Origin of the sequence: Mesorhizobium sp. L2C084A000 (assembly GCF_000502875.1) — a bacterium.
Classification (GTDB): domain Bacteria; phylum Pseudomonadota; class Alphaproteobacteria; order Rhizobiales; family Rhizobiaceae; genus Mesorhizobium.
Window position 1 is genome coordinate 517,315 of record NZ_AYWX01000001.1, and the last position, 26,714, is coordinate 544,028.

Annotated in this window: 21 protein-coding genes; 10 read left to right on the plus strand and 11 right to left on the minus strand. The window is 60.7% G+C overall.

The annotated features are described in order from the left end of the window. The first annotated feature begins 305 nt into the window (after nucleotides 1–305). From X735_RS163165 to X735_RS163140, 7 genes are all read left to right on the plus strand, one after another. The gene (locus tag X735_RS163165) at nucleotides 306–1,028 is read left to right on the plus strand and encodes a sugar phosphate nucleotidyltransferase (protein ID WP_023808950.1); all 723 of its coding nucleotides are present in this window, start codon (nucleotides 306–308) and stop codon (nucleotides 1,026–1,028) included. Nucleotides 1,029–1,067: 39 nt separating this feature from the next. Continuing rightward, nucleotides 1,068–2,204: a DegT/DnrJ/EryC1/StrS aminotransferase family protein gene (locus X735_RS163160; protein ID WP_023808951.1), complete on the plus strand. Its 1,137-nt coding sequence runs from the start codon at nucleotides 1,068–1,070 to the stop codon at nucleotides 2,202–2,204. Continuing rightward, nucleotides 2,201–2,875 carry a sugar transferase gene (locus X735_RS163155; protein ID WP_023808952.1) on the plus strand — a complete coding sequence of 225 codons (675 nt, stop codon included), beginning with the start codon at nucleotides 2,201–2,203 and terminating at the stop codon, nucleotides 2,873–2,875. Before X735_RS163160 ends, X735_RS163155 begins: the two co-directional genes overlap by 4 nt. Before the next feature lie 87 nt (nucleotides 2,876–2,962). After that, nucleotides 2,963–3,967 carry an SDR family NAD(P)-dependent oxidoreductase gene (locus tag X735_RS163150; protein ID WP_023808953.1) on the plus strand — a complete coding sequence of 335 codons (1,005 nt, stop codon included), beginning with the start codon at nucleotides 2,963–2,965 and terminating at the stop codon, nucleotides 3,965–3,967. After that, complete coding sequence (locus tag X735_RS0133475) at nucleotides 3,964–5,193, plus strand: hypothetical protein (RefSeq protein WP_031212341.1); 1,230 nt, start codon at nucleotides 3,964–3,966, stop codon at nucleotides 5,191–5,193. The genes X735_RS163150 and X735_RS0133475 overlap by 4 nt, the downstream gene beginning before the upstream one ends. A 16-nt stretch (nucleotides 5,194–5,209) precedes the next feature. Further along, entirely contained in the window at nucleotides 5,210–6,472 is a 1,263-nt protein-coding gene (locus tag X735_RS163145; protein WP_023808954.1) for a polysaccharide biosynthesis/export family protein, read from the plus strand. Between the two features lie 114 nt (nucleotides 6,473–6,586). Then, nucleotides 6,587–7,279 (plus strand): class I SAM-dependent methyltransferase, encoded by a 693-nt coding sequence (locus X735_RS163140; protein WP_023808955.1) that lies wholly within the window; start codon nucleotides 6,587–6,589, stop codon nucleotides 7,277–7,279. Between the two features lie 60 nt (nucleotides 7,280–7,339). Here the strand turns inward: X735_RS163140 and X735_RS163135 are convergent, their stop codons facing one another. The 10 genes from X735_RS163135 to X735_RS163090 form a co-directional block, all read right to left on the minus strand. Then, nucleotides 7,340–7,606, minus strand: coding sequence for an acyl carrier protein (locus X735_RS163135; RefSeq protein ID WP_013533122.1), 267 nt, complete (start codon nucleotides 7,604–7,606; stop codon nucleotides 7,340–7,342). 39 nt (nucleotides 7,607–7,645) lie between these two features. Further along, a complete protein-coding gene (locus tag X735_RS163130) occupies nucleotides 7,646–9,199 on the minus strand; it encodes an AMP-binding protein (protein WP_031212342.1) in 1,554 nt (517 codons plus the stop codon). Next, nucleotides 9,196–11,217, minus strand: a complete 2,022-nt coding sequence (asnB, locus tag X735_RS163125; protein ID WP_023808957.1) for an asparagine synthase (glutamine-hydrolyzing) — start codon at nucleotides 11,215–11,217, stop codon at nucleotides 9,196–9,198. Before asnB ends, X735_RS163130 begins: the two co-directional genes overlap by 4 nt. 3 nt (nucleotides 11,218–11,220) lie before the next feature. Beyond that, nucleotides 11,221–12,204 (minus strand): NAD(+) synthase, encoded by a 984-nt coding sequence (gene nadE, locus X735_RS163120; RefSeq protein WP_032908690.1) that lies wholly within the window; start codon nucleotides 12,202–12,204, stop codon nucleotides 11,221–11,223. Next, nucleotides 12,201–14,936, minus strand: coding sequence for an AMP-binding protein (locus X735_RS163115; RefSeq protein WP_023808959.1), 2,736 nt, complete (start codon nucleotides 14,934–14,936; stop codon nucleotides 12,201–12,203). The genes nadE and X735_RS163115 overlap by 4 nt, the downstream gene beginning before the upstream one ends. Before the next feature lie 1,313 nt (nucleotides 14,937–16,249). Further along, entirely contained in the window at nucleotides 16,250–16,843 is a 594-nt protein-coding gene (locus tag X735_RS163110) for a DJ-1/PfpI family protein (RefSeq protein ID WP_013533129.1), read from the minus strand. Between the two features lie 72 nt (nucleotides 16,844–16,915). After that, the gene (locus tag X735_RS163105) at nucleotides 16,916–17,866 is read right to left on the minus strand and encodes a substrate-binding domain-containing protein (RefSeq protein ID WP_023808960.1); all 951 of its coding nucleotides are present in this window, start codon (nucleotides 17,864–17,866) and stop codon (nucleotides 16,916–16,918) included. A 54-nt stretch (nucleotides 17,867–17,920) separates the two neighbouring features. After that, nucleotides 17,921–18,910, minus strand: coding sequence for an ABC transporter permease (locus X735_RS163100; protein ID WP_245273069.1), 990 nt, complete (start codon nucleotides 18,908–18,910; stop codon nucleotides 17,921–17,923). Beyond that, on the minus strand, nucleotides 18,907–20,499 hold the full coding sequence (locus X735_RS163095) for a sugar ABC transporter ATP-binding protein (protein ID WP_023808962.1): 1,593 nt from the start codon (nucleotides 20,497–20,499) through the stop codon (nucleotides 18,907–18,909). Before X735_RS163095 ends, X735_RS163100 begins: the two co-directional genes overlap by 4 nt. Nucleotides 20,500–20,510: 11 nt before the next feature. Next, nucleotides 20,511–21,212 (minus strand): GntR family transcriptional regulator, encoded by a 702-nt coding sequence (locus tag X735_RS163090; RefSeq protein ID WP_023808963.1) that lies wholly within the window; start codon nucleotides 21,210–21,212, stop codon nucleotides 20,511–20,513. A 177-nt stretch (nucleotides 21,213–21,389) separates the two neighbouring features. On the opposite strand from X735_RS163090, the gene X735_RS163085 reads away from it, so the two are divergent. Genes X735_RS163085 through X735_RS163075 form a run of 3 tightly spaced genes read left to right on the plus strand, consistent with a single transcriptional unit; the run spans nucleotide 21,390 to nucleotide 24,949 of the window. Beyond that, entirely contained in the window at nucleotides 21,390–22,616 is a 1,227-nt protein-coding gene (locus X735_RS163085) for an iron-containing alcohol dehydrogenase (protein ID WP_023808964.1), read from the plus strand. 16 nt (nucleotides 22,617–22,632) lie between these two features. Continuing rightward, entirely contained in the window at nucleotides 22,633–24,114 is a 1,482-nt protein-coding gene (locus X735_RS163080) for an NAD-dependent succinate-semialdehyde dehydrogenase (protein ID WP_023808965.1), read from the plus strand. 10 nt (nucleotides 24,115–24,124) lie between these two features. Further along, nucleotides 24,125–24,949 carry an alpha/beta hydrolase gene (locus X735_RS163075; RefSeq protein WP_023808966.1) on the plus strand — a complete coding sequence of 275 codons (825 nt, stop codon included), beginning with the start codon at nucleotides 24,125–24,127 and terminating at the stop codon, nucleotides 24,947–24,949. Nucleotides 24,950–25,152: 203 nt separating this feature from the next. Here the strand turns inward: X735_RS163075 and X735_RS163070 are convergent, their stop codons facing one another. Further along, nucleotides 25,153–26,649 (minus strand): aldehyde dehydrogenase family protein, encoded by a 1,497-nt coding sequence (locus X735_RS163070; protein WP_023808967.1) that lies wholly within the window; start codon nucleotides 26,647–26,649, stop codon nucleotides 25,153–25,155. Between the last annotated feature and the right edge of the window lie 65 nt (nucleotides 26,650–26,714).

A 26,714-nucleotide genomic window follows, 5' to 3' on the forward strand; every position in this document is an offset into this window, starting at 1 on the left:
TTCGTACGAACGGTAGCGATGCCCTTCCGAGAAGGTCGTTACCGGCGCCGGACATGCGCACAGCAGTTGCCAATCGAGCGGCTACAGCTCCCAGCTCTGATTGACCGCCCTGCCGCGCCCATGCCCTGCCGGCTGGAATATTGAAATCAAAACGCCGGGAAAGTGCCATTCAAATGCACGACGACGCCTTCTCGGGCGCCACTTACCATCGCTGCACCCGGAGAGGCGAAACCAACACTGGCGTACCTTCCGGCCGGTGGGCTGGACCCATCACACCGCGACAGTCGTATCAATAGGAGGACGAGATGAAAGCGGTCATTCAGTGCGGTGGAATGGGAACACGCCTTCGGCCTTTCACATCCATCTTGCCCAAGCCTCTCATGCCGATCGGTGCTCGACCGGTTCTTGAATTGCTTTTGAAGTGGCTGCGACGGAACGGCATTCAGGAAGTCTACGTCACGACCGGCTATCTGGGGCACTTGATCCGCACCGTATGCGGAGACGGATCACAGTGGAATCTAAGGATACGCTATACCCAGGAGCTGGAACCTCTCGGCACTATCGGCCCGCTCTCCCTGATCAGGGAGGAACTGGACGAGCCGTTCATTGTTCTCAATGGGGACGTACTTACCGATCTCAGTCTCAGCCGGTTTGTGGCATCACACCGGACTCACACGGATCCAGTCACCATAGCCACCGCTTCCCGCGTCATCAAGATGGACTTCGGCGTCATCGACGAGATCGACAATACTGTTAAAGTATTTCGTGAAAAACCGACTCTATCTCATCTGGTAAGCATGGGTATATATTGCATGAACCCAGATGTTTTCCGTTTTATACCTGACGGTATCGCCTTCGGATTCGACGACCTCATGCTGCAGATGATGCAAAACGGCACGAATGTGCACGTCTACAAACATGATGGGCTTTGGCTGGATATCGGACGCGTTGAAGATTTTCAAAACGCACAAACCATTGCCTGGGAAGAGCAGTCCGCATCGATCGAGGTCTCGGCAGCGGCCGCTTGAGGGCCGAACGCTCGGCCGCGCCAACATGAGGAGGTCGTAATGCTCTTGGTCAGCGCTCCTATTCTTGGCTTTCCGGAAAAGGCGGCCCTGGCCAAAGTTGTCGACAGTGGGTGGCTGACGATGGGGGACCAGGTACGAGCCTTTGAAGAGGCCTTCGCGGCCGTGCATGATGCGGTCGATTGCGTCGCCGTCAGCTCTTGCACCGCCGCCCTGCATCTCATTCTCCATGCACTTGGGATCGGCCCTGGAGACGAAGTGCTGGTTCCCTCGCTGACCTTCGTGGCGACCGCGAATGCAGTGCTCTACGTAGGAGCAACACCGGTATTCGTCGACATAGAGTCGGCCGAAGTGCCACTGATGTCTCTAAGCGACGCGGAAGCCAAGTGCACCGGACGCACCAAGGCAGTCATTCTCGTCCATTTTGCCGGCTACCTCGCCGACCGGGAAGAATGGCAGAGATTTGCCCGTGTGCGAGGACTGCATATCGTCGAGGATGCCGCGCATGCTCCCGGCCTTAAGGAGGTGGGGACTTACGGTGCGGCCGCGGCCTTTAGCTTCTACGGCAACAAGAACATGACCACCGCGGAAGGCGGGGCCGTTATCGCCCGGGATGCACAGCTCCGTGAAGCGATCCGCCAGGCTCGCGGACATGGGATGACCAGTGGCACACATCAGCGGCTGAACAGCCGCACGCCGCAATACGACGTGACGATGCTCGGTTTCAATTATCGCATGGACGAATTGCGCGCCGCTATCGGCTTGGTCCAACTTCAGAACCTGCAGGAATGGAATGAAATCCGGCGCATATTGGTCGTCCTCTATCGGCGTCTGATCGCAGATTATTGCTCGGCTGTGACAGTCCCGTTCGGCAAACCGCGGACCTCGGCCTACCACATCATGCCTGTCCTCCTGCCGCATGACGTCGACCGGCAAACGGTAATCGACCATCTGCGAACGAAGGGTATACAGACCACAATCCACTATACGCCCGTGCACCAGATGACGCTTTATCGCCAGATGTTCACTGAAATCCATCTGCCGAAGACCGAGGACTTCGCGCAGCGGGAATTGACGATTCCACTACACCCGCAAATTACGGCAAGTGCGATCGAGTCGGTGGTTGTTGCGTTGGCCACGGCGATTGAAGGCAGCGGGCGGGCGGGAGCCGCGGCATGAACGCACTCGACGTGACGATGCATCGGCCCGCCGTAGCTGGCACCAGCCACGGAATTGCCAGACGCGCTATGGACATCATCCTCGCCGCAGTAGCGGGAATGGTACTCGCTCCACTGATGCTCCTGATTGCCGTTGCACTCTTTGTCGAGGGCGGTTGGCCCGTGCTTTTCGCACAGACGCGCCTGGGTGCCGGCGCAAAACCGTTTCGCATGTACAAGTTCCGCAAATTCAAGACGACAGCCGATCCTTTCGGCCTTGCGCTGACCATGAACGATGACAGCCGCATGACGCGGGTAGGCCGTTTTCTCGCGGCAACGAAACTTGATGAGCTGCCCCAACTGTGGAACGTTTTCACGGGGGACATGGCAATTGTCGGGCCGCGGCCGGAAAGCCTTGCCTTCGCCGATTGTTTCCGCGGCGGCAATGAAGCTGTCCTACAGTGGAAGCCTGGCCTGCTCGGCCCAACCCAGGTTCTCTTCCGTCACGAAGCCTGTTTTTACCCGCCCTCCCTTGATCCGCTCCTGTTTTATCGAGAGGTCCTGTTCCCGGCCAAGGCAACGATCGACCTCGCCTACTATCCGCGGCGCACCATTGCATCGGACCTCGTCTGGATAATGCGGGGCTTCAGGGCGGTTTTCGGCGTGTCCCTGCCTCCCGCGGCAAGTGGGTAGAGTTGGCAAGTGAGGAGAGTTTGGCATGAATGGATTGTTGTTCGTTCGCCAGTTTGACGGCTCACATGATCGAAGGAGTGCACGGTCGTGAACTATCACGGCAGGAAGGTCCTGGTCACGGGTGCGGATGGATTTATCGGATCCCACCTCACGGAAGCGCTGGTGCGCGAAGGTGCCGATGTCACGGCACTGGCCCTCTACAACTCGTTCGACAGCCATGGCTGGCTGGATGATTTGCCCGACCACGTTCGAAGCCAGTTGCAGTGCATTCGGGGGGACGTTCGTGACAGCGCCTTCATCAACCGGATCGTGCGCGGCCAGGCGGTGGTGTTTCATCTGGCTGCGCTGATTGCGATTCCCTATTCCTATGCGGCTGCCCAATCCTATGTGGAAACCAATGTGCTGGGTACCGTGAATGTCCTCGAAGCGGCACGCCACTGGGAAACCGAGCGCATTGTGCATACGTCCACAAGCGAGGTTTATGGCACCGCTCTGACCATGCCGATCCACGAATCCCACCCGTTGCAGGGACAATCCCCCTACTCCGCATCCAAGATCGGCGCGGACATGATGGCGGCGTCCTATGCCAGGTCCTTCGATGTGCCGGTGGTGATCCTGCGACCGTTCAATACATACGGGCCGCGCCAGAGCGAGCGGGCCATCGTGCCGACCATCATAAGGCAGGCTCTGGACGAGAACTGTTCGGCGATCATGGTCGGCGACACCAGCCCTATCCGCGACCTTACCTTTGTGGAAGACACTGCGGCGGCATTTGTGGCGGCAGGGGCGGCCAAGCTTGAATTTGGCCATGCCTACAATGCCGGCAGCCAGCGCGCCGCCAGTGTCTCGGACGTTTTGGAGTTGGTGCTCGAGTTGAGTGGCACCAGGAAACCGGTCCGCCGCGATGAAAGCCGGGTGCGGCCGCAGAACTCCGAGGTTCGTGCGTTGCTCGCCGATTCCTCAAACCTTGAAAGTAAAGTCGGATGGCGGGCACATACGAGCCTGCGTGATGGTCTGGAAAGGACCATCGAGTGGTGGCGCTCGCGCCTCAGCGAAGGCCGCGTCCGTCGTGAAATGAGCTATATGACATGACCTTTCCGCGGCTCATACCGGCTGTGCTGCTGATGGCCGCTCTGCTGGCGCTGCACACAGCCGGAAACCGGCCGAGCGGTGCGGCAGGCACGGAGCCGTCAATGGATCTGCCCGCTTACCTGAAACCTGTCACTGATCCGGCGACAGGGATCAGCTTTACTCGGATTACCCAGCCCGGAGCTCTTGGCAGCGGAATTGTCTGCGGCAAGATATATTGCAGTCACCGATACTCGAGCGCGCAAGCGTGGAATGCGGATCAGAGCCTCCTCGTCCTCATGAACGGCTGCAACGGCATGTGTTTCCTCGACGGGAAAACCTACCTCCCTTTGTTTCACCGCAACAAGTCGGGTGAGTGCGAATGGCGCCCTCGAAAGGCGGAGATGATGATCTGTGTCGACGGTCAAAAGATCTCGACTTGGGCTCCCCGCACCAATCGTGAGGACATAGTGTATGCCGCAACGAAATATCGGGATCTCGAATTCGGCCCGTCCAAGGGAAATCCTAGTCGTGACGGCAACCGCATTGCCGTACGCGCGACCCGCGATGATGGAGCTGCCGTCGTCTTCGCATACGACATCGACCGGCGTCTGAAATACCCGGACATCGATCTCGCCCAGGTTGCCGGAACGACCAGTTCCTGCACCATTTCTCCGCTTGGAGAAAACATCCTGTGTTTCCAAAACCTGGTCGACGGCACCGAGCAGCGAGCCATTTTCGCAGTCGACGGCACCCTGCGCCAGAGGTGGAAGGACCATCATCGGCCCGGCCATGGCGATTTGACTCTCGATGCGGATGGTAGCGAGATTTACGTCGGAACCAGCAAATCCGCTCCGGACGAATATCAGGTGATCAAGCGTCGGCTGTCCGATGGAAAGGTCACGTCGCTCACGAAGTACGGTGAGGCCGAGCATACGTCGCTGCGTGCTTTGGACAGGCCCGAATGGGCATTTATAAGTTACGGGGGCAATCCCGATGAGGTTCGGAGCCATCCAAACTGGGCGCCATACACGCGCGAAGTGATCGCGCTGCGTGTTGACGGTCGTCAGGAGGTCCGACGCATCGTGCAGACGCGAAACGCTCCATTTGACTATTGGAGCGAGACACATGCCTCACCGTCCCCTGATGGGTCGCAAGTGATCTGGTCGAGCAATTGGGGGGTGCCTGGTGGGCCGGTCTACGAATTCGTCGCCCGTCTCGATTGGCCGCAGCAGCCGAGCTTGAATTAAAGGGAGATTGCCATCAATGGCCTTCGTTAGCCGAATTTTCTTTGCAGCGCTTGCCGGCTGCCTGGCCCTGGATATCGCAGCCGCGGCTGAAGCGCCGGTGGCCTACAAGCTTTCCCCCGGCGACACGGTAGAGATAGGAATTGCCTCCATAGCGGAACGAACGCAACGCGCGATTGTCCAGATGGATGGCTCGATCGCGCTGCCCGAGTTCGGGATGATCCCAGTTGGCGGGTTGACGCCGGCTGAATTGCAGACGCGCATGGAAGCGGTGCTGCCAACCAAGATCGTCCACCAGCGTCTGCCTGATGGACGGGAGCAAATGATCGTCATCAAGCCGAGCGACGTCACGGCCGTGATCGCGGAGTACCGGCCGATCTACGTGACTGGCGATGTGCTGACGCCAGGGCAGCAGGCTTACCGGCCACTCATGACAGTCCGGCAGGCGATTGCGGTCGCCGGCGGTTTCAGCCTTCTGCGGTCGCGGGCAAGCCAAAGCGGACCTGATCCCGTTGATCTGCGACGCGACTACGAGTCGATCTGGGGGGATTATATCAGGGACTACTTTCATGGCGCCCGTATCCGCGCCGAACTTCAGAACCAGGCAGAATTTGACATGCAGCCGCCGCAAGGTTCGCCCCTGTCGAATGCATTGATATCGGCGGTCGCGCAGGCGGAAGCGGAGGGTCTCAGAATTTCGCTGAACAATTTTCAACAGGAGCAAAGCTATCTCGACAAGACCGCCAAGGATGCCGAGGCTGAGGTCGAGGTTCTGCTCAAGCGCGAGCAGACGGAAGCGGCCGCGGTGAAACAGGATGAGGACGATCTGGCGCGGGTCACCAAATCGTTCGAATCGGGCAACCTGACCAACAGCAGGCTCGCCGACGTCAGACGTGCCGTGCTGATGTCGTCGAGCCGGGCGCTCGAGACGTCGGTCGAACTCATGAGAACGCGACGCCAGCAGGAAGACTTCGTCAGGCAGCAGGAACGCAATGAAAATCAACGAAGGATCGGCCTTCTGAACGAGTTGAGGGACACCGACCTTCGCCTCGCCGAGACCACTGCAAGGCTCCACGCAGCCAGCCAGAAGCTTCAGCCATCAGGGGCGTCCGCTCTTCCACTGCCGGTCGCCGGCGAAACCTTCCAGGCCCGGATCACAATAACCGGCGGGGCCGGCGACGCGTCGAGAAGTCGACCGGTCGACCAGGACACTGAGGTCGCGCCTGGAGACACGATCGAGGTGAGGTTCAGCAGCGACCTGCAGAGTGCGGCGATCCAGTAGCTACGCGGACGTGAACCTAGCCGGGAACGATGAGGCTGATGCCTCGCCTCACAGCATGAAGACATGGGCGACCTGAGAAATCGAGCATGGGAAAATCAAGAAAGCGGGTTTGTCGTGATTGGTGAAATAGATGTCGCCAGCGCCTACAGCACCGGCCGCACCGACTTCATGGGACTGAAGTTGGTTGTCGCGCCCGGCGTGCTCGTCCCTCGCCCGGAGACGGAATTGCTCGGCTGCACCGCCCTCAATGTGCTGCGTGAACTTAATCGGCCGGTCCCGCGTGTCGTCGACATGTGCTGCGGGGCAGGCAATCTCGCCTGCGCCATTGGATACAAGGTCCCCACCGCGCGCGTCTGGGCGAGCGATCTCACTGACAGCTGTGTAGAAACCACGTGCCGGAACGTCGCCCATCTTGGCCTGGCCGGACGCATTTCGGTGCTGCAGGGCGACCTGTTCAATTCCTTCTCGGGTCTGGAGCTCGAAGGCACGATCGATCTGGTCGTTTGCAACCCGCCTTACATCTCCGAGAAGCGGCTCGAAAACGACCGCGCGCATTTGATGGAACTTGAACCACGTGAGGCGTTCGCTGCCGGGCCCTACGGCCTGAGCATTCACATGCGGGTGATCAAGGAGGCGCGGCGCTATCTGCGGCAAGGTGGTATGCTGCTTTTCGAGGTCGGGCTTGGCCAGGACCGGCAGGTCATGAGTTTGGTTGAACGTTCCAAAGGCTACGAGAGCATTCGCACGGTTGCGAACAATGCTGGTGAAGCCAGGGTGGTTTGTGCACGAGCCAGAACGCCAGCGTGAGCCGCGCCATGGGTTTGCGCGCTCGGTTGGGAAGACGCCCTTATTACCATCGCCCGGCGATCAGTTTTCCTTGCTCACCACGTAACGTGCAATTCCCTGGATGGAATCGAAATTCTCAGGCAGAAGTTCACTGTCCTCGACAGTGATGCCGAATGTCTCCTCGACGAAGCCGATAACTTCAAGCACTCCAGTCGAGTCTATGATGCCCTGGTCGAGCAACGACGTTTCAACCTCCAGGGCACGCGGGTCGGCCACGTAGAAATTTGACGCCAGAAAGGCGCGTATCTGATCGCTGTAGGTGTCAATTCTGTTGTTCGTGCTCAGCATTGAATTGGCCTCCGATCCAAATGATTTCCAGGTATCGCTTTATGACAGCGCTATTTTCTTGAGCTTGCCCGTGTCCGTCATCGGTAGACTGGACACAATTTGGATGGACTTCGGAATCATGAAGTTTTCCAACCGCTTCTGACATTCCATCCGCAGCTGCTTTTCGCCTATGATCGTTCCTTGCTCCATGACGACAAACGCTTTCACTGCTTGCCCCAGCAGGTCGTCGGGAACTCCGACAACCGCGGCTTCCCGTACTCCCGGGATTTCCATCAGCACGTTTTCGACTTCCCTAGGCGCCACCTTTTCTCCCCGCGATTTTATGATCTCATCGCTGCGGCCGACAAAATAGAGGTACCCTTCCTCGTCCATTCGGCAGTAGTCGCCGGTGTACAGAACCTGCTCGCCGGGCAAAGGGCCAGGCTTGAGCTTCCTCGCGGTAGCCTCCGGCTTACCCCAGTAGCCCTTCATGACCGTTGCTCCGCGGATGACCAACTGGCCGACGACATTGGGACCGACCTTTCGGTCATCCTCATCGACAATCCACATTTCGGTGTTCGGGATGGCGATCCCCACGCTCAACGGTTTTCGCGCAAGATCTTCCGGCGGAAGATAGGTGCAGCGTTTGCATTCGGTCAGGCCGTACATCGAATAGATCCGGGCATCGGCAAACAGTTCCTGGAGCAGGCGAATGTGCTTGAGCGGCAGTGCCGCAGCAGTGTTCGTGACATACCTTATGCTTGCAAAATCATTTGCCTTCAGCGTCTTGAGATCCGACAGCGCGGCAAAGATGGTCGGCACGCCGGGAAAGCCTGTAACTCTCTCCCTTTCGATGATCGCAAGTATCTGTGCGGGGAAGGCAAACGAGCGCTCGAGGACCAACCGCGCCCCGGTACGGAATGCCATTATCATCTGATAGAGGCCGTAATCGAAGGCCAGGGGCAAGACATTGAGGATCACGTCGTCTTCGCCAAGCTCGAGGTACGAGGCGATAGACGCGCAGGCTGCCATCATGTTCCTGTGTGTCAGCATCACGCCTTTGGGTTCGCCGGTCGAGCCCGACGTGTAGATGATGGCTGCGAGATCGATATCGATGCGGCGGCGGGCCGGCGCTTTGCCGTGGCCGGCAGCCGCCTCATCCCAGCGCACCGCATGCGGCAATCCCCGGAGCTCGGCGTCGTCCACCTGACCGGAGACGATGAGCCGCCGCAGCGACGGACAGTTACGCGCCGGCTCAGTAAAGATCGGCTGCAAATGTTTGTCGGTGATCAATGCCGCCGGCAGGCAATCGTTGAGCAAATACCCCAGCTTGTCGCTCTTGGTGAGCGGATTGACGACGCACACAACGGCGCTCGCCTTGAGAACCGCCCAGAAGCTGACCACGGTCTCGACGGTGTTGTCGGCGAAGATCATGACGCGGTCACCGGGGGCGACCCCGGACGTGACGAGATGATGGGCGACCGCGTTGGAACGTGTCTCAAGCTCATCATAGGCGAGCCGGTGCCCGCCGCACACCAGCGCCACCTTGTCGCCGAGCCGGCCGGCCGAATGGCTGAGGTAGTCGTGCAGCAGAGGGACGGCGCCATGCATCATACCAGCACCTCTTGCCTGTGCAGGTGATCGACATCTATCCTGAGGTCGACCGCACACCCGCTCGAAGGGCGGCTTGCGACAAACTGCTGATGGAGGAGCTGCGTCGACAGCACGCCGACCAACGCCATGTTGTCCGAGTTGGACAGATCCCCATCGCCGGTCTTGGCAGCGCATTTGTCCAGCAGGCGCGCGACCGAGTTCGGATCAAAGACATTCGCCGCGCGCAGGGCAGTCTCCGAGAGTGCTTCGCGGACATAGGCGGGTGCGCTATCGCCGATGAAGCAAAGTGCGTTGGGCGCCCGGTAGGGTTGCTTCTTGCGGGCCACGACTTCCGCGGGCACGATCGATTTCGCCACACGCTTCAGCACGTGTTTCTCATCCAGAATGCGCAGCTTGTAGTCGGCCGGTAGCGAATTCGCCAAGGCCACCAGCCTGTCGTCCAGGAACGGGAACCGCCCTTCGACGGAATGGGCCATCAGCATCCTGTCTCCCTGCGAGGAGAGCAGGTAGCCCGACATCAGCGTCCTGATCTCAAGATACTGGTCCTGCGCGAGAGGACCCCATCGTTGAAACTCTTCGGGCAGGCGGCAGAGCAGGTCCGCCACCACGTCGTGACGCGCCGTTTCGGCGTGCATGTCGGCCGAGAACAGCCGTTTGATGGCGCTGGTGGTGCGCCAGCGGGTATCATGCGCGAAGCCGGGCGCGCCAAATGCATGGATACCATGTCCAAAGAACTGGCGCGCCATCGCCTGCTGCTTGACCGGCGAGCGGCTCAGATAAGGGTAGAGGCGTTCCAGCAGTCGCGCGCGTCGGGCAGAGGCGGGCTGCCGCCCCCAGAAGCGGCGGACCTTGCCTTCCCGGAACAGGTCGTAGCCGGCGAACATCTCGTCGGCCCCTTCGCCGGTCAGCACGACCTTGATGCCATGTTCGCGCACCAGCCTCGAGAGAAGGAACAACGGCGCCGGCGCCGTCCTGAGAATCGGACGCTCGGCGTGACGGATCACATCTGGGAAGATGTCGGCGATGTCACTGCGCGAAACCATCACCTCGTGGTGCTCGCCGCCGCTCGCACTTGCAACCAGCCGCTGGTAACGGGTTTCATCATATTCGGCGTCAGCAAAACGCAACGAGAAAGTCTGGAACGGCGCGCCGGCGAAGCGCCTCCCGAGCATGGCGACAAGTGAGCTGTCGAGCCCGCCGGAAAGGTAGCAGCCGACCGGCACATCCGCCTTCACCATCCTAAGCGCCGTCGCGGCCTGCAAGGCGCCGCGCACTTCGTCCACCGCATCCTCCAGCGAGCCCCTGAAGGTGCCATGGGACAGGTCCTCGCTCTCGGGATAGCAAGGTTTCCAGAAAGCCTGCTCACGAACGCTGCCATTGTCGTAGATGCGGACATGGCCGGGGGTAAGTTCCTGTACTCCCTGAAATACGCCTTGCGGCGGTACGACGGTCCACAGCGTGAAAGTCTGGTCGACCCCCGCCGGATCGAAGGCCCGCGGTATCGCCGGGTCGGCTGCGAAGATGGCCTTAACTTCGCTGGCGAAATGCAGGCGGCCAGCGTGTTCGCACAAATGCAGCGGGCAGATGCCGAACCGGTCGCGCGACAGGACGAGGCGGCCTGTCAGCGAGTCCCAGATGGCGAGTGCCCACTGCCCGTTCAGCCGCTCGAACGCGCCCACGCCCCACGCGCGGTAGGCATGCACGACGACCTCCGTATCGCTGCGGGTGCGGAAACGATGTCCCAGGGCTATGAGTTGGTCACGCAACTCGACGTAGTTGAAGATCTCGCCGTTGAACACGATCCAGGTGGTATTGCCTGTGTCGGCGAGAGGCTGCTGTCCGGTCGAGAGATCGATGACCGACAGGCGGGTATGCGCCAGCCCCGCTCGCTTGTCGCGGTAAAGGCCGCTTTCGTCCGGACCTCGATGGGAGAGCGCGGCTGCCATTCTCAGAAGCGCGGCTCGTGACGGAGGCTCCGCAGCCGCTTTCAGCGCCACAATTCCGGCGATGCCGCACATGGGTCAATCCCTGTCCATCGCAGCGGACAGCTGCGGCCGTGCGTGAAGGTAGCGTGCGGCGCGGCGTTTGCTGACGATATCCTTATAGACCTTCTCGACCTGCTCGGCCGTGAGGCCGGCGGCGGCGGCGACCGCGCCGGCCGAAATTCCGTGATTCATGCCGTAGAGGCACAAATCCATTAACTGATAGGGCAAGGCGAAGTAGAACTCCTCCTGGGTTTGCGCCATGGAAAACGTGTCCGTGGTCGGCGGCCTTGTTCGGACCTCCGTGTCAATCCCGAGATATTCCGCCAGCTGGTAAACCTGGGTCTTGTAGAGATGGACGATAGGCATCACATCGGCGACGCCGTCGCCCTGCTTGACGAAGAAGCCCTGGTCGTATTCGAGCCGGTTTGGCGTGCCTGCCACTGCATAGTTGAGGCGGTCCGCATGATAATATTCGGTCATCTTGCGAACCCGCTGCTTGTAGTTGGTAGCAGCGACGATCTGCAGGTAAGCCGCCGGCGACAGACGCACGGTGTCGATCTTTCCGTCCGGATCCTCGACCGTAAGGCGCGTGATATTGAGGCCGCTGCTCTCCAGCACCGATGCCATGACCAGCTTGCATTTCCAGCCTTCGCCATATCCAGGGACGGCAGTTCGGATGGCCTCGATCTGTCGGGCGTAGGCGCCAATGCCTTCGAGCGCCGGCTCGATATCTTCAAGGATGGTGTCGATGCCAAGCTGCCCAGCGACGCTGCGGCCAAGCCTCAACGAGTCGCCTGACGAATCGCGCTCCGGCATGAACAGGCCCAGTACCTTGTACTTTCCGAACGCCCGTGCGCACACCGTTGCGACGACCGAACTGTCGATGCCTCCGGAGAGCCCGACGACCACTCCGCGACGCCGTTGTGTGCCGAGAACCTGTTCGCGCAAAGTCTCGACGATGCGATCGATCTCCAGCCGGGCATCGAGCGCCAGCACATCGCTGCTGAATTCGCCGATCAGGTCGATGACACTGCCTCCTGTTTGCGTGACTCGATTGAAGAGTAGGTCTCGGTCACAGCGTTTTCGATGAGTGGGCGATTGACGGTCAGATGAGGCTCCACGACCATGTCGATGTGGGTGCCGGCGATCGGAATGACGTCCAGATGGACGAATGCCCGATCCCACCCGAGTGCAAGGGGCATTCCGGGCCGCGCGCAACGGAACAAGGTGCCGGTGATCGGCAGTATCGGCCTAGGTTCTGTCAGCCATTGGAAGAAGGCCCGCGCCCGCAGAACCTCCTGCAGTTCCAGTTTGGTTCTGAAGCTCGTCGGATTGAACTGACCCTCGGCATAGCGGTCGAGGAAGCCGGCAAGCCGGGATTCGCAGTGCATTTTGACCGCGACCTTGGCAAGCGCGCGACACGCCACCCGACTAGCCGATATACGATTGGTTCGGATCCGGTGAAATGTCCGGGTAATGGTCTCCCAACGCTTGCTGCGCTCGCCAACCAGGCTGGTATCCAGAATGCCCGTGAACGCTACCGCTCGCCCTTGATCAAGCAGACGCGCGGCAACCTCAAAAGCGACCGCTCCTCCGAGCGAGTGGCCAAGCAGGCGAACACAGCCGGTCGGCTGCACGCGGTTGATATGATCAATTGCAGCTTCGACCATTGCGGCGACAGTGTTCTGACCTTGCAGGATCATGCCCAGGGCCGGATATCTGATGGGAGACACCCTGGCGACCTTGCTTATTGCTGATGCGAACGAAGCAAGGCTCGGACCATAGCCGACCGACCCGGGGAAAAGGAAAAGCAGCGGAGGCTCGTGTTTCCAGGCGGGCGCGTGCTCTCCGCCTCCTTGAGCGGAAATGACCGCTGCAACCATCTCATCGAAGCTCATTCCAACCGTGAAGGCTTCCAATCCGAGCTCTTGCCCGATCGCGCTTTCGATTTCCATCACGCAATGCAGCAGCTTCAGCGAATCTCCCCCCGCTTCATCCCAGCACCCCAGTGCGACCCGCGTTTTAAGGACCTTGGTCCAGGCACGCCGTACGATCTGATGAGCAGGAACTTCATTTCCCGCATGGGCGATTTGCGGTGGGGGCGTTGTTTCCCGCACCGAAAGGTCGATTGCAGCCAGCATTGCCATATCGATCTTTCCGCTGGCCAGCCGCGGTATCTCGGCGCTTGCATGGAGCCGCAGCGGGCAAAGCGCCGGCGGCAATTTTGTCCTGGCAAATTGGCGCAGCTCGTCGCAAAAACTGACTCCCGCCCTGCCGTGCGGTACGGCGAACGCAACCAGTTCATTCGCCGGGGTGACGATAACCACGGCATCCTTCACCGACGGCGCGCCACGCAGAACCCGTTCGAGTTCGGCCGGCTCAACGCGCCGCCCATTGACCTTTATCTGGCGCCCTTTGCGACCGATGATCCGCAACAGGCCATCACTCCCAATTTGCACAAGATCGCCCGTTGCAAAGATACGAAGCGTCTGGTCGGCGGGATCTATTTCAAACGGAACAACTGCCCCGTTTTCCCAATATCCGAGTGCGACATACGGGCTTCTGATCAACAGTTCTCCGATCTTGCCGGGCTGAACCGGGTAACCCTCTTCATCGACAATTGCGAAGCTGATTCCCGGAAGCAGCCAACCGACGGGAGCTGAGGAATCGAATTCCGGCCAATCGTGCGGCAAGAACCACTGCGATCCAGTCGTTTCCGTCGATGAATAGCCGATCTGCACCAGGCAAGTTGGCGGGACAGCCTTGCGCACCAGGCGGATGTCGGCCGAGGACACCTTCTCGCCTCCAATTCGGGCAACCCTGAGTGAACCAAAGGCGTCCGCGGGCTCATCCGCCAGGAGAGCGCGAAGCAATGCCGGCACCAGATACGTGATCGTCACGCCTTCCGATTGCATGCGGCCGCGAACCGAGCGCAGGCCGACGGCTTCGACCTCCACAAGCTGCAACGTAGCACCCGTAAGAAGAGCAGCAAGGATTTCCCGGCAACCGGCGATGGTTGCCGGGCCGGTCAGGGGCAGGAAAACATCCTGCGCATTGATGTGGCAGGCGTCGACATATTGCTGCACTCGGCACAGCAAGCTCCGCTGGCTGTTGACAATCCCCTTGGGGCGGCCCGTGCTGCCGGAGGTATAAAGCACCATTGCCGGTGCATCGACAGAAACGGTACGGTGTTCAGCTGGACGAAGCGTTGCCTGCAACGATTGCGCTATCTCGATCCGGGCAACGTGCTGGGGCAGATCAAGGCCATGGATGCCTTTGTCGCCAATTATGGCGGAGAGCCTCGCGTCGGCGACGATTTCGTTGATGCGCGAGTCCGGATCTCGCACGTTAAGCGGTACTGACGGTCGACCGGATGCCATGCTGGCCAGCATCGCAACTGTGTACCAGACCGAGTTGGCCTGAAGTATTCCAACCGCATTTCCGTCGGGAACGACGGCTTCAATCCGGCTGGCCAAGGCCTCGACCGCCCGAAAAAGCTCGGAATAGGTCAGTCGGTTGGTGCCGTCGCTGGCGGCTAATTTTTCGGAATAATGCCCGGCGATTTCCCTCAGGTGATCAAAGACCGGAATGTCGACGAAGCCAGTTCCCATCCGTTGATGCAGACGTAGAACGGGCCCGCCCTCGTCAAGAGCATGATCGGGAACTTTTGACCATCGACAAGAGACCACCGGTTGGTAGTCAGTCTGCACCGTTCGAATCGCCCTCGAAGATTCTAAATGCGCCAGAGACATAAGGGCCCCACGCTAGGATTGTTGCCGCTTATCGCCCCGCGGCATGATCTTTTCATCAATCATTCGGATGATGCGCCAGGCGGTCTTGATCGCTTGAATCGTTCGAAGTTGAGCATGCAAGCCTGCGCCCGCCCGGGCTGTGGGACTACCTTACCGAGGTGTCGGGCTGTGCGCTGCTGTCCGCTTCGCCGGCGCCTGAAACGAAGCAATATGCGAATACTTCTCCTCCAAGCTCATCCGTGACACGAACCCAGTTGTTTTCCCATGTCCGCAGGGTAACCTGGCGTCCTGTTGATATAGTCGCCGCCGTGAACGGGCTGGACGCATTGACATTACTCGCCGCAACTACGTCGTCCCCTTCCATTTGCTCTACCAGGTATGTTTGCATCACTGCTCCTGACTGCAGGGCATGGCCGGCTCAATTGCGTGTAGCTGGAGGCATGAACTCCCAACCGCAAGGAACGGATTTCGTTCCATGCAACAGGCAGCACTACCGCCGGCAGTCAGCGTTCAGACTGCCCTGGCAGGACCATGGCCTAGCCGCTGAATGACTTGGCCAGGACTGAGCTATGCTTTGGCGGAGATGGACCCTCGCGTTGCGAAGCCGCATACTTCTGGAATAGTGCAATCTTGTCGGGATAAGTGATCCGGATTTCGCTGTGACACCCCTCGCAGCGATATTTGGATGCAACCTGAAACCAGCGCCCGGGTTTCAGCAAAGCCAATCCGCAACGCGGGCATTTGAATGTCATTTCAAGAGGGCATAGATTCTGACACAGCGGCATTTCGCAGATTCCATAAGAGATAGCTAATGTTAGGCAACGGCAGCCGGCCGGAATCGTTCCTAGACGCCGTTCTTTTCGTTAGGCCGATGACCAACCCGGACGCCAGAGACTATTGGTTATCCGCGATGCCATATTCACTGACGCAGGCCTGAACTCAGGCGCATCCCGCTTTCATAGTGACGTCGAGCCTGAGCGCCGATCGAACGGTTGTCAGAAGGTTTTATGAGAACTTGTTCACCGGGCCTCGGCACCGAGCGTGATGGCCTCGGGGCGACGACGGGCCGCACGGTCGACGACACGACCTCTAATCCGGACGCTGAAACAACGCCGCGCGCCAGCATGTCGAACAGCACTACCGCGATCAGTGAAACAAGAAGGACGAAAGCAGCGCAACCAGGCGGCGACCCTTGAGCATCTCGCCTATATCGTTGTGCTCGGGAGCCGCGATCCCGATCGAACTTATGGATATGGATGCGCTGTTGAAAGCAACCGACGCATCCCTTGGCGAAATGCGTCGGTTCCAGAAGCTTATGCGTGGCGGATTTCCGTTCCCAGCACCTTCAGACATTCGCGGATGAACGCAGCAAGCGCCGTCCAGCCTTTGGCAGAAACCATTGTCCCGTCCACATAGGCCTCGGTCGGCGACAGGTCGATATAGGTGCCACCCGCCAGTGTCACCTCAGGCTCGCAGGCGCCGAGTGCTGCGACCTTCTTGCCACGCACCACGCCGTCAACAGCGATCAGGATCTGCACACCGTGGCAGATGGTGAAGATCGGCTTCTTGGCCTCGTGGAAATGGCGCACGATGGCCTGCACGCGCTTGTCGGTGCGGATGTATTCCGGGCCGCGGCCGCCCGCGCAGTAGACGGCATGATATTGATCGAGCTGCCTCTCGGCTTCCGAGAAAGTCTTGTTGATCAGCGCATAGTGGCCGAGCTTTTCGGTGTAGGTCTGGTCGCCCTCGAAGTCGTGCAGCGAGGTCTTGATCAGATCTCCGGCGTTCTTGTCTGGGCACACCACGTGGATGGTGTGACCGACGGCTTCCATGGCTTGCTGATAGACAAAGATTTCGTATTCTTCGGTGAACTCACCGGTCAGCATCAGTATCTTCTTGCCTGGCATGGCTCTTCCTCTCAGTGTTTGAGCTAGGCAGTGCGCGGACCGCGCCCTGCCTTTCGGTGAAATCGGATAGGGTTAGAATGGCGAGTCGGGGAAATAGTATTCCTTGGCGTTGGCTTGGGTGATCAACGGCGCGTCGAGCTTGACGGTGCCACGGACGGGTGCCTGGCCGATCAGGTTGGCGACGGTCATGTAGATCGCGGTCTTGATCATCGACGGCGGATATGGCGTCTCGACCGGCGTCATGGCGTCGCCGTCGATCACCTTCTTGACGATGTCCTTCATGCCGTTGCCACCGAGCGCCAGCTTGATATCGGTCCGGCCCGATTGCTTGACCGCTTCGAGCACGCCAAGCAGCATGTCGTCGTCATTGGCCCAGACCGCATCGATATGCGGGTACTTGGCCAGATAGTCCTGCATCAGCTTGAAGGCCTCGTCGCTGTTCCAATGCGCGTACTGGATGTCGAGGACTTTCAGGTTCGTACCCTTGATCGTGTCCTGGAAGCCCTTGATGCGCTCGTCGTCGATGACGGTCGGAATGCCGCGCAGCACAACGACGTCGCCCTTGCCGCCGAGCTTGTCGATCATGAACTTGGCTGTGTTGGTGCCAACCGCGATATTGTCGCCCGCGAGGTAAAGATCCTGGACGGAGGCGTCAGTCAGACCGCGATCGACGACGGTAATGAACGTGCCCATGTCCTTGATAGCCTTGACCGGCTGAGTCAGCTCTTCCGAGCTGTAAGGCAGGATCACCAAAGCATCCAGCTTGCGGCTGGCCGACAGGTCCTCAAGCGCGCTGACCTGCTCCGCCGCGGACGGCGACGTCTTCACGACCACTTCGACGTTCGGGAACGCGGCGTTGATTTCCTTGGCCGCCGCCTGTGCGTGATAGACGATGCCCGCCGTCCAACCGTGGTCGGCTGCCGGTATCGACACCGCGATGACCTTCTTGTCTTGCGCCATGGCCTGACCGGCCAGCAGCAGCGCGCCAAGTGTCGCCGCCGCAATCCATTTTCTACTGAACATTGTCTTCTCCCTTGGACCTATAAGAACGTTGATCCGCGTGGTCCGGACGCGGCGCTATTTCGAATTCGAAAACCGCTGGATGAGCATGGCGATGATGATGATGACGCCCTGAACAGCGGCAACGAGGTATTCCGAGACGAAGTCCGACAGCACCATGAGGTTGGCGATGAGCTCCAGGATGACGGCGCCGGCGACTGTTCCCCACACATGGCCCTTGCCGCCGCGCAGCGCGGTGCCGCCGATCACCACGGCTGTGATGACCTGCAGTTCCCAAAGCTGTCCGGTCGTCGGCGTTGCAGCGCCCAGGCGCGGCACGTAGCAGATCGCGGCAATGGCCACGCAGGCACCCTGGACGATATAGGCCACGGTCCGTGTCCTGATCACCGAGATGCCGGAATAACGGGCGACATCCTCATTGGCGCCGACCGCCGCGCATTTGCGGCCGTATTTCATCTTGTACAGGATGAAGGATGCGACCGCGGCGACGGCGACGGATATGAGGATAGGAACCGGGATGCCGGCAACCGTGCCGAAATAGACAGGCCGGTAGGCCTCGCGCAGCGATCGGTCGATCGGTATCGTGCCGCCGTCGGTCAGATAGGTTATCAGCGCCCGGAAAATCCCCATCGTGCCCAGCGTGGCGATAAACGGTTCGATCCTGCCGACCGTGACGATGAGGCCGTTGGCAAGCCCGCACAGCAGGCCGACCAGGATCGCCACCGCCATGCCGGCGGGAATAGCCCAGATACCGGCATGCGGCGCCACCGTGTTCATGAACATGATGGTGATGCCGGTGATGAAGGCGGCCATCGAGCCGACGGAAAGATCGAGCCCGCCGGACGAGATCACAAATGTCGCGCCGACCGCGATAATGGCGATGAAGGCGCTGCGGGTGATGACGTTGGCGAGATTGGTGGCGGACAGGAAATCGGGGTTGATGAGGTAACCCACGACCAGGAGGGCCGCCAGCGCAAGGAAGGGCCCGATGTCGGTCCAACTGACATTGAGATCCAGGGGGCGACGCCTGGGTGCGGATTCGGTCATGACAGCCATTCTGTGCCTCCCTTGGCTTTTGGCCCTGGCTTGGGGCCACTGGTCGCCAGTACCGCCACGTTGCTTTCGGTCATTTCGGCGCCGCTGACCTCGCCGGTGATGCGGCCTTCGCGCATCACCAGGATGCGGTCGCAGATGCCGATCAGTTCCTGCATCTCCGAAGAGATGACGATGCAGGCCTTGCCCTTGGCCACAAGCTCCTGGATGAAGGCATAGATCTGCGCCTTGTTGGCGATGTCGATGCCACGCGTGGGCTCGTCGATAATGACCACCGAAGGATCGGTCAGCAGCACCTTCGCCAGCAGCAGCTTCTGCTGATTGCCCCCGGAAAGCTGGCCCGCTTTGGCACCGAGGCTCTTCAGCCTGATGTCATATGTCTCCACGGCCTGTTCCAAGGCCTCCGCTTCGCGGCGCCGACCCATCGAGAGGCCGGGATGGAACACACCGAGCGCCGACAGCGTCAGGTTAGGCGCCAGGTGCTCTTGCAGCAGCAATCCCTTGCCCTTGCGATCCTCGGTCAGGTAGCCGACGCCGGCGTCGATCGCCGCGCGCGGCGATTGGAAATGGATCGACTTGCCCTCAAGTTCGACTTTGGCGGCCGCCGGGCGCAGGCCGATAATGCCTTCGAAGAGTTCGGTTCGGCCTGCGCCGACCATGCCGGCGAACCCGAGGATCTCGCCTTTGTGGACCGTGAACGACACGTCCTCCGCATAGCCGGGAACGGAGGCGTTCCTCACGCTCAGCATCGGTACATCCGAAGGCGCTGCGGTCCTTTCAGGATAGAGTGCGGCCAGTTCGCGACCGACCATCAGCCGCGCCATATCCATCTGGCTCAGCGTCTTGCCGGGATAGGTGCCGACCATCTTGCCGTCGCGCAGAACGGTCACCTTGTCGGCCACCCGTTGCACCTCGTCCAACCGGTGGCTGATATACAGCACGGCGGTGCCGTGAGCCTTCAGTCGCAGGACGATCTCCAGCAGGCGCTCGACCTCGCCACCGGTCAGAACGGCGGTCGGCTCGTCGAAGATAACCAAATTATAGTCGTCAAGCAGAGCGCGAGCGATCTGCACCATCTGCCGGTCTGCCAGCGAGACATCGCGCACCAGTGCACTTGGCGAGACCACGCAACCGATCTGCGCCAGTTTCTCGGCCGCCAGCCGGCGCATGGTGCGGTCATCCACGACATGGCCGCGCGAAAGCTCTCGCCCGAGAAACAGATTATCGGTGACCGTGAGCCCCTCGGCGAGCAGGATCTCCTGATGAACCAAAGCGATACCGGCTTCCTGCGCCTGGCTGGGCTTGGCAAATTTCACCGCGTGTCCGTTCATCGACAATGTGCCATGGCTTGGCTCGACATAGCCGGACAGCAGCCGCATCAACGTCGACTTGCCGGCACCGTTCTCGCCAATGATGGCGTGGACCTCACCGGGCAGGATGTCCAAAGTGACGTCCGACAACACCGTCACCGGGCCGTATTGCTTGGACAATTGCTGGGCGCGCAGCACCGGTTCCAGCGAACCATGCGCATTGCTGGACAACGTGCTCCCGCCCTCCCCGGCGATATTGGCGGCAATAGACATCCGTTCCGACCTCAATCGAATGCCGGGAGCAGGCGATCGCGCGAGTGCTCTATATGGATGCGCATCGCCTTTGCGGCGGCATCGGGATCGGCAGAGCCGAACGCGGCAAGAATCGCCTCATGTTCGTCAAGTGCCTCCTCGGTCACACGTGCATGAAACATCAGGCGGAAGATGTGGAAGTGCGTGTGCTGGTGGCTCAACGTCTCTCGGATGAGTTCGTTTTGAGAAAACTCCAAGATCTTGTCGTGGAAGATCGCATCCTGCCTGGCGAAGTTCGAATAGCGTACGCGATCATCCTTGCCGTCGCGGCGTGACATCACGCCGGCGGCTTCGAGCAACACATTGAACTTGGCCTCGTCCATCATTACGGCGGCCTTTGCGGCGCCATGCGGTTCGAGCAGCAGACGCATTTCGTACAATTCGTCGAAACGGCGCCGGGTGATCTGGGGTGCGGCACGATAACCGATCAAATGCGTCTTGAGGACGAGGCCTTCGCCTTCGAGCCGGCCAAGGGCTTCGCGGATCGGCGTGTGCGAGACGTTGAATTCCTTGACCAGGCTATCGACTGTAATACGTGAGCCTGGCGGGATTTTCAGCGCCATCAACTGCGCGAAGATGGCTTCATAGACATCTTCGACGAGACTGTTGGCGCGCTGGATGCGACCAACTCCAATGGTGGCGTCGCTTGGGTCGGGTAAGTTTGCGGTGTGCATATTTTGCCTCTTGACAGTCAGGACTGCTAACACGATGGTTCCGTCGATGCAATCCTATATCCTATACGATTTTAAAGCGGATATGTTTTAGGGGCGAGAGACACGCGCTTAGACCGTCCGATCCCAAGCCCAGTTCAATGCCTCCGTTTCCAGTCAGCCGCCGTCAAAGGACCGATCATGACCCTCTTCGCCGCCCTGCGGTTGCCGCGTGAAATCCTGTTCGGGAAAGGGCAGCGCCATGTGCTGCCGACGGTCGCCGCCCGGTTCGGCCAACGTGCGCTGGTCTGCACCGATGAGCGTTTCGCGGGCACAACGGTATTCGTCGACATCATCAAGTCCCTTCAATCAGCCTCGATCGAAGTCCTTGTGCATGACCGCGTTCTGCCCGACGTGCCACGCGACACGGTCGGCATCTGTGTCGAGGAAGCCAAGGGGTTCAGGCCGGACATGGTGATCGGCATCGGCGGCGGCAGCTGTCTCGATTTCGCCAAATGCGCCACGCTGCTTCTCAGCCATGGCGGCAAGCTCCAGGACTATTACGGGGAGTTCAAGGTGCCGGGTCCGACACTGCCGCTGATCGCCGTACCCACCACGGCCGGCACCGGCTCCGAAGTGACGCCGGTCGCGGTGATTTCCGACCCGGACCGGACGCTCAAGGTCGGCATATCGAGCCCTCACCTTATCGCCGCAGTCGCCCTGTGCGACCCCGAACTGACAATGACCTGCCCCCCTGGCCTGACCGCGATCGCTGGCGCTGACGCTTTGACCCATGCGATCGAGGCCTTCACCGCCATGCGGCGCGGTGAAGACCCCAATCTGCCGCAACAGCATGTCTTCATCGGCAAGACTGCCCTGACCGACCATTTCGCGTTGCTCGCGATAAAACTGCTTGGCCGGAGTCTGGAGAAAGCCTGCAGCGACGGCGCCGATGTCGACGCGCGTGCCGATGTCATGATGGGCGCTCTGGCAGCGGGCTGCGCATTCGGCACCGCCGGAACGGCGGCGGCGCATGCCGTGCAATATCCGGCAGGCGCCCTCACCCACACCGCCCATGGTTTGGGCGTGGCGACAATGATGCCTTACGTAATGACCTATAACAGCCGCGTCGCCGCTGACGAGATGGCAGAGATCGGCGCGGCACTTGGCTTGGAAACGAAGGCGAGAACCACCGCCCAGATGGCAGCCGCCACAATCGAGGAGATCAGGCGATTGTTCGCGGCGATCGGCATTACGCCAACACTGGCGGATCTAGGCCTCCCTGCCGATAAGCTTGACTGGACCGCTGAGCAAGCGCTCGGCATCGACCGCCTGATCAAGAACAATCCGCGTGCCTTCGATCTCGGCACGATGCGACGCCTCGTCCAGGCTGCCCATGACGGCGACATCGCCGCCTGCGTTATGTGAAGAACGGAACAAAGCGATGAATTTGAACGCTCAGCAGCTCGACCAGGATGGCTATGACGTGCGCGGTTTTTCGCACGGACTCTACATCGACGGCACTTGGCGACCGTCCTCCGACGGTCGGCTCATCGATGTCGTCGATCCCTCCTCCGGGGCGGTGATCGCGGCGGTTCCCGATGCGACAGTCGAGGACGCCACCGCCGCCGTCGAGGCCGCGGCCAAAGCAGCTAAGGGATGGCGGGAGACGGCGCCGCGCAAACGCTCGGAAATCCTTCGGCGCTGTTTTGAGCTCATGGTCGAACGCTCCGAAACGCTCGCCATGCTGATCTCGCTGGAGAATGGCAAGGCGTTGCGCGACGCGCGCGGCGAAGTGGCGTACGCCGCCGAGTTCTTCCGCTGGAATGCCGAAGAGGCGGTCCGGATTACCGGTGAATTCGGCACCGCGCCATCCGGCACCAACCGGATCGTGGTCGATTATGAGCCGATCGGAATCTGCGTGCTGATCACACCGTGGAATTTTCCGGCCGCGATGGCGACCCGCAAGATCGCGCCGGCGCTGGCGGCAGGCTGCACTGTCGTCCTGAAGCCGGCCAGTGAAACACCGCTGACGGGCTATGCGCTGGCGGCACTCTACAGCGAAGCCGGCGTGCCTGCCGGCGTCGTCAACGTGCTGACCACGACCAGTCCCGGGCCGCTGACTTCCGCCATGCTCGCCGATCCACGCGTCAGGAAACTGTCCTTCACGGGGTCGACGGGTGTCGGCCGAACCTTGCTCGGCGAGGCTTCAAAGCATGTCATTTCCTGTTCGATGGAACTCGGCGGCAATGCCCCGTTTGTCGTCTTCGACGATGCCGATCTCGACGCCGCCCTCGACGGCGCGATGATCGCCAAGATGCGCAACGCCGGCGAGGCCTGCACCGCCGCCAATCGTCTCTATGTGCAATCGGGAATCCATGATGCTTTTGCCGACGGGCTCCGCAAGCGCATGGCGGCACTTAAGGTGGGAGCAGGCCCGAATGCAGACACAGAATGCGGGCCGATGATCACCAGAAAGGCTGTCGACAAGATCGACCGCTTGGTCAAGGACGCCGTGGGCCGGGGAGCCAAGGTGCTTTGCGGCGGGGCGATTTCGGAGGAAGAAGGATTCTTCTACCCGCCCACAGTGCTGTCCGATGTGCCGCCCGATGCGGAGATGGCGCACGAGGAGATTTTCGGCCCGGTGGCACCCATCACACGCTTCGACACCGAGGCCGAGGCGATCGCACATGCTAACAACACGGAATATGGTCTGGCCGCTTATATATACACACGCGATATTGGACGCGGCATGCGGGTGGCGTCGGGGATCGAGGCCGGCATGATCGGTCTCAACCGGGGACTGATGTCGGATCCGGCCGCACCATTCGGAGGCGTCAAGCAGAGTGGCCTTGGCCGCGAAGGCGGCCAGCACCACGGCATCGCCGAGTTCATGGAAGCTAAATATATTGCCGTCACCTTCTGAACCGGCAGTCATGTCAAAAGACCCTTTCCGCACCCGCGACCATGTGGCCGATTTTGACTATATCGTGGCCGACATAGTGACTCGCAGCGCGGAAACCCGGGCGAACCTGCCGATGTCGGCTGCTATCGCCTATGGCGAGGGCGAGGCCGAAAGGTTGGACCTGTTCTTTCCGCCCGGCGAGCGCAGGGATCTTCCCGTGCACATCTTCATCCATGGTGGCTACTGGCGCATGTTCTCCAGAAGCGACTATTCTTATGTAGCGAACACAGTCACCAAAGCTGGGGCGATCGCGGTCATCGTCGACTATGCGCTGATGCCTGAAGTCAGGATGGCGGCAATCGTCGACCAGATCCGGCGTGCCAAACAATGGGTGCTGGACAATATAGCCGCCCATGGCGGTGACCCTGCCCGGCTAAGCGTAAGTGGTCATTCGGCGGGCGCGCACCTGACCACATTCCTGTTCGAAAAGACGCCAATGCCATCGCGCATACGTGCGGCGCTGCTGCTAGGCGGCCTTTACGACCTCAAGCCCCTTCAGACGTCCTTCCTCCAGCCGCTAATCGGAATCACCGATGAGGAGGCAACTGCCTTCACCCCGATGACGCGGTGGCATGACCCGGAGACGGCAGCGACCATTCTCGTCGGAGATCAGGAAACGTCACCTTTTCACCAGCAGGCCGCCGACTTCGGAAAGCGCTTACGCGCGCAGGGGCAACTTGTCTGCGACCTCCGCCTGAATGACCGAAACCACATGAACAGCGTGCGTGATCTGGGCATCAGCGGCACACAATCTGGCGATTGCCTGATGGCGATGATCGAGGGAAACGGCCTATAGGACGGAAGCTGGGGAAAGTAGAGCCGCTTGACTGCCGGGCCAGACACTCCCGTCACTCAAGAAAGTACCGTCACGGGATCGCGGCAGCTACCGGCATCGGGCTGAGCTTTGCGGCAGGTGAAATCCGGCAGAGGACACAACCGACATTCCTCATCCTCTTTCTCCACACTGCATGCGGGTGGTGCCGATCGACCATCGCACCCTCAGTCGGTCTGGATCCAGACCGATTTGGTCTCCAGATATTCATGCAGATGTTCGATGCCGCCCTCGCGGCCGTAGCCGGACATCTTCATGCCGCCGAACGGCACCGCCGGGTCGATGGCGTGGTACATGTTGACCCACACCGAGCCGGCCTTGATGCGGCGGGCGAGCTTGTGCGCGGTGCCCAGATGGGTGGTGAAAATGCCGGCTGCCAAGCCATAGGGCGTCGCATTGGCCCGCGCCACGGCTTCGTCGAGCGTGTCGAACGGCATCGCCGAAATCACCGGACCGAAGATTTCTTCACGCGCGATGGTCATCTTGTCCGACACCGCGCCGAAGACGGTCGGCGCGATGAAATTGCCGCCGTCGTAGGGCTCGCCCGTCAGTCGAGATCCGCCCGCTATCAGTTCCGCGCCTTCGTCGCGGCCGGCCTTGATATAGCCCACCACCTTGCCGGCCTGCCTGGCATTGATGAGCGGGCCGATTTCGGTTTCCGCCTCGATGCCATGGCCGATGCGAAGCCTGCCGGCAAACTCGGCGACCCGGCGCACGAATTCGTCATGGATTTCGCGCGCCACGAACAGCCGCGATCCGGCGATGCAGATCTGGCCCGAATGCACGAACACCGCCATCGCGGCGACAGGAACCGCCTTGTCGATGTCGGCATCCCGGCAGACGATGATCGGCGATTTGCCGCCGAGTTCCAGGGAAACGCGCTTGAGGTTGATCACGCCCGCCCGCGCGATGGCCTGGCCGGTCAGCGTCGAGCCGGTGAAGACGATCTTGTTGACGTCGGGATGTTCAGCGAGCCGCGCACCGGCCTCCGCCCCGGTGCCGGTGACGACGTTGACGACGCCGTCGGGGACGCCGGCTTCCTGCATCAGCCTGGCGATCAGCAGCGGCGTCAACGAGGCATCCTCCGAGGGCTTCAGCACGATGGTGCAGCCGGTGGCGAGCGCCGGCGCGATCTTCCAGATCGACGCGGCGGTCGGAGCGTTCCAGGGGATGATCGCGCCGACAACGCCCACCGGTTCGCGCCTTGTGAAGCTGACGATCTCGCCGGGGATCGAATTGTCTATGGATTCGCCATGCAGCGCGGTCGCCATGCCCGCATAGAAGCGCAGCATGCCGATGACGCGCCGCCGGTTGGCGAGCGTGCGCGTGATCGGCAGTCCCATGTCGAGAGTGTCGGAAACGCTGAGCTCTTCCCAATGGGTCTCGAAGAGATCGGCGATGCGCAGAAGCACGCACTGCCGCTCATAGGGCGAGAATTTTGACCACGGCCCTTCGAAGGCCGTGCGCGCAGCGGCCACCGCCGCATCGACGTCGGCGGCCGAGCCACGCGGGACGGTGGCCAGCACTTCGCCAGTCGCCGGGTTGAGCGCCTGCATCTCCTGGCCGGATTGTGCCGGAACCCACTTGCCGCCGACGAACATCGGCCGGAATTCGCCGTGGTAGAGCGCCGTGGCCTTCGCCCGCGGGTCGAAATTCAGCGTCATCCCTTCCTCCTCACAATTCCGTGGCGACTATGCCTCCGACGCCGGTCGACCTCAAACAAGGAAAG